Origin of the sequence: Moorena sp. SIO3E8 (assembly GCF_010692445.1) — a bacterium.
GTDB lineage: Bacteria > Cyanobacteriota > Cyanobacteriia > Cyanobacteriales > Coleofasciculaceae > Moorena > Moorena bouillonii.
In genome coordinates this window covers 1-3,682 of record NZ_JAAHHM010000278.1, presented here as the reverse complement: position 1 = coordinate 3,682, position 3,682 = coordinate 1, and the positions used below count along the sequence as shown (strand labels likewise).

Below are 3,682 nucleotides of genomic sequence, written 5' to 3'. Positions count from 1 at the left end.
GGTCAGGCATAGCACAAGTTGTGAAGAGTACAATAGGGTAAGCTGAGCATCGAGTAGGTAAGCAGTTCATCCTTCTATTTTACCATTATCAGCAGCTGCTCAAGTATTTCTGCCGCGCTGCACTAGTGTGTCAATGCCAGACATGATATCAAGTCCGCTTAATCACGTCTAACATGGTTGATCCGATGCCTGTGAATTTTGAATTTTGAATTTTGAATTTTGAATTTTGAATTGCTAATTGCTTATGGTTAGTTAATTTTCAAGGTTCAATTGACTATAAACCCTGAAGGATAACTATTAAATCGGACATGATCTGAGATAATTATCTGCAATTAAGTTAAACAAACATCATGAAGACACAAATTGCCGCCACAGGATTAGTCTTTTTCTCTTTAATGTTGCCCCTCAAGGCAAATGCTGTCGAGTTGTTTAGCAAGATGTATATCTTTGGAGACAGCCTCTGTGATCAAGGCAATCTGTTTAATGCCACCGCAGAGCAAATTCCCCCCAGTCCACCCTATTTTGAGGGACGTTTTTCCAATGGGCCCAACTGGGTGGATTATCTTGCAGGGGATTTGGAATTAAACCCTACTCTGTTTACCACTCTTGGCTCAGGTGCTATTCCTACTGAAGGCATTAACTTCGCTTTTGGTGGTTCTACTACAGGCACTGAAAACACTGTCGCTCTTACCTTCTCTGGATTGACAGGCTTACCAGGATTGGAACAGCAGATTGATGCCTTTACTGTTCCCCTGATACAAGCCGGTCAGTCTGCTGACCCAGAGGCTCTGTATATAGTGTGGGCTGGTGGTAATGATTATTTACCTACCCAAGGCAGTTTTGAACCATTTACAGATACTGTCACCACCCTGGCAAATTTGTCAGATGCAGTGCAAGACCTGACTAATGTTGGGGCTAAGAATATTATGGTAGTTAACTTGCCAGATTTGGGCAATACGCCCATTGCTCTGGCACTTGATGGACGTGTTCCTGGTACTACCGATGCCCTCAACACCTTGACAGAAGACCATAATTCTGGTTTGTCTGAACTACTCGATCAATTCAGTCAGACTCCCGACTCAGATGTCAATATCATCCCGGTTGATGTTAATTCTACATTTAGGGAAATTCTGGCTCAGCCAACGGAATTTGGTTTGACCAATGTAACTAGTCCTTGTCTGAATATACCAGCACAATTTGTATGTGAGAATCCCGAGGAGTTTGTATTCTGGGACTTACAACATCCAACCACTGGTGTTTATCGCATTATTGCGGATTTAGCCCTGTCAGCATTGAAGGATCCAAATCCAGATCATAACCATCCACACCCAGCTAATGTTCCTGAACCAGCAACAGCTTTAGGTCTATTCGCCTTGGGGGCTTTAGGGATAGGCTCTAAGAGAATAGGGAAGAGGGGATCGGGAATTTAGAATGCGCGAATTTAGAATGCGCGAATCGGGAATCGGGAATCGGGAATCGGGAATCGGGAATTGGGAATCGGGAATCGGGAGTCGGGAGCGGTGCGACCCAAGGGCGATTTACTCGCCCATTGGAAAGCGCACCGAGGGAGTCGGGAAAAATCCTGGTAGTGCTGTACAATTCCTGACTTTAGCTCCCGAAACCTTGACCAGACCAACGCCTACATCACTACATCTTTACCAGTACCATCAAAAAATCAAAGGAGTTTTTTGCTACTATTGGGAATTAAACAAAATTAAAGCCCAAATATACCCCAAACCGGCTTTATAAGAAGCAAATACGTCTCTATTGTGACTCAACCAGTCAAATGACGAAACCTTTCAGAGGGTCGCCCTTTCCCTAAAGATACTGCTTCAGCTCCTAACCACAATCGTCTGAGTTTTTCATCCATTTATGGCATTAAAGCCTAAAATTTGGTTCTAATATCCTCAATTATTGACATTTTACCCAGAAACAATCACTTCGATTCTATTGTCTCATTTTTAGACCCTTATCAGAAACAAGTTTTTACTAAAATTATAATCATAGCATAACAAGTACGGAAGAGCCACAAATTTTTAGTGAAGTTTTTCCATTAGTCTGATAAACTATCTGTGAAGCCAAATAAATATATCTAGCGGTTTCTACCCTAATCAGGTACACAATATTTTTACCGGTTCCATATTCCATGTTCCATAAAACCAGGTAATATGTACCTCAAAAAAGTGAACAAAGCTAGACACCTAGCAAAAACTAGTTGAAGGCCAAATAATGACTAAGACTGCTGTAACTTGGGTAAAAGAAGCTCAACAACGCCGTCCTGCTGAAGAAATCGTGGAGTTTTGCCAAAAACATCCCATGATTAAACATCCCTATTTTGTGCGGCTTCAACAGGAACCTCCCAATCTAACCGCTTTTTGGTCATACTTTGCCAACTTAAATGAAGTCACTGCCAAGGTTCCTAATTGGTTGGCCAATATTGTGATGCGTGTAGAGGACTTGAGAATCAAAAGTCTGATTGCTGGTGTGCTATATGACGAACTGGGCAGTGGCGATATCAACAAAATACATAGCACCCTGATGGGTAAACTAATTGAAGGACTCGATCCGTGGCGGCCGCAACCAGAAAATTTCGAGCCAGAGTCTCCGGGTAAAACACTAGCCCAGGAAATGGCTAATTTCTTCGCAGGAGAGACTATTGATGTTGCTTGGGCAGTAGGCTCCCTGATTTCTGGTGAAGTATATGCAGAGCAGATGATTTCTTGCCTAGGCAAAGAAGTTCGTCGTCAAAATGAAGTGGATCTGTCTGTTTTTGAGTGGCTTCTTGTCCATGAACAGGTCGAAGGGGATCATGCCGATGCCTCTGATGCTATGTCTAAGATTGTGCCGACATCAGGTCCGGAGTTGGAATCAGTGATGGGAGGGGCCAAGTGGAAGCGTGACACACTTTGGGCATGGCTAGATGGCATCTACCGTGCTGCCTACAACGAACTACCAGAGACATTCGGCAGCTAAACTACTCATTCTCCGAAACAGCTATAGCAATCCTATTTGAGATCCAAACAATCAACACCTACAAGACCTTGGGAACAAAGGACTGTCCGTTGGTAACTAATTAAGGTTTGCTTTTGAGCTTCAATTCAATCCGATCATTAGGACTATGAACAAGCTGGCAACAATTGAACAGCACAAACAACTTGATCAGACATCGGACGAATCTACAGCTCGCATACAGCTAGCAGCAGTGTATAGACTGATAAATTACTACGGCTGGAGCGATCTAACCCTCACCCACGCCCTTCACACGAATACCGGGTTCTGAGTCTGATTTTCTGATTAATCCTTTTGGCCTCACTTTTGATGAAGTCAAAGCATCAAACTTGGCAAGAATAAACCTTGATGGCAAGGTAGTTGGTGACCAAGACGTACCAGTCAATCCAACTGCTGTTGTTATCCATGGTGCGATTCTAGCTGCTAGACCTGATATTAACACTGTGATTCATGCTCACACCCCTTACGCAGTTGCTGTCTCCACCCTTGCCTGTGGGTTGTTACACCTAGATCAAGCTTCAATGGTTTTCTATAACAAAATTGCTTAGGGTTTGTCAAGAAATAAGTTCATGGTTTTTGAGCAGATTGAGACCGAGGATGAATCATGTAATTCCACTGGGGACAAATGGGACGATGGGTCAAGTTGAGTGCTGCCATTTGTTGATCTGAAACT

4 protein-coding genes are annotated in these 3,682 nt (G+C 43.2%); 3 read left to right on the top strand and 1 reads right to left on the bottom strand.

Features of this window, described 5'->3' with window-relative positions:
* The first annotated feature begins 350 nt into the window (after window positions 1-350).
* Window positions 351-1,430 (top strand): SGNH/GDSL hydrolase family protein, encoded by a 1,080-nt coding sequence (locus F6K46_RS38770; protein WP_293068545.1) that lies wholly within the window; start codon window positions 351-353, stop codon window positions 1,428-1,430.
* An 11-nt stretch (window positions 1,431-1,441) separates the two neighbouring features.
* Here F6K46_RS38770 and F6K46_RS38765 read toward each other — a convergent pair whose 3' ends face one another.
* On the bottom strand, window positions 1,442-1,636 hold the full coding sequence (locus F6K46_RS38765) for a hypothetical protein (RefSeq protein WP_293068542.1): 195 nt from the start codon (window positions 1,634-1,636) through the stop codon (window positions 1,442-1,444).
* A 593-nt stretch (window positions 1,637-2,229) separates the two neighbouring features.
* Between F6K46_RS38765 and F6K46_RS38760 the strand changes: the two genes are divergently transcribed.
* Window positions 2,230-2,973, top strand: coding sequence for an iron-containing redox enzyme family protein (locus F6K46_RS38760; RefSeq protein ID WP_075896603.1), 744 nt, complete (start codon window positions 2,230-2,232; stop codon window positions 2,971-2,973).
* 293 nt (window positions 2,974-3,266) lie between these two features.
* On the top strand, window positions 3,267-3,557 hold the full coding sequence (locus F6K46_RS38755; protein WP_293068548.1) for a class II aldolase/adducin family protein: 291 nt from the start codon (window positions 3,267-3,269) through the stop codon (window positions 3,555-3,557).
* The last annotated feature ends 125 nt before the right edge of the window (window positions 3,558-3,682 follow it).

Bases quoted from the DNA above. Each gene is read 5' to 3' on its own strand.
- F6K46_RS38760 (WP_075896603.1), top strand. From the start codon at position 2,230: ATGACTAAGACTGCTGTAACTTGGGTAAAAGAAGCTCAACAACGCCGT.
- F6K46_RS38770 (WP_293068545.1), top strand. From the start codon at position 351: ATGAAGACACAAATTGCCGCCACAGGATTAGTCTTTTTCTCTTTAATG.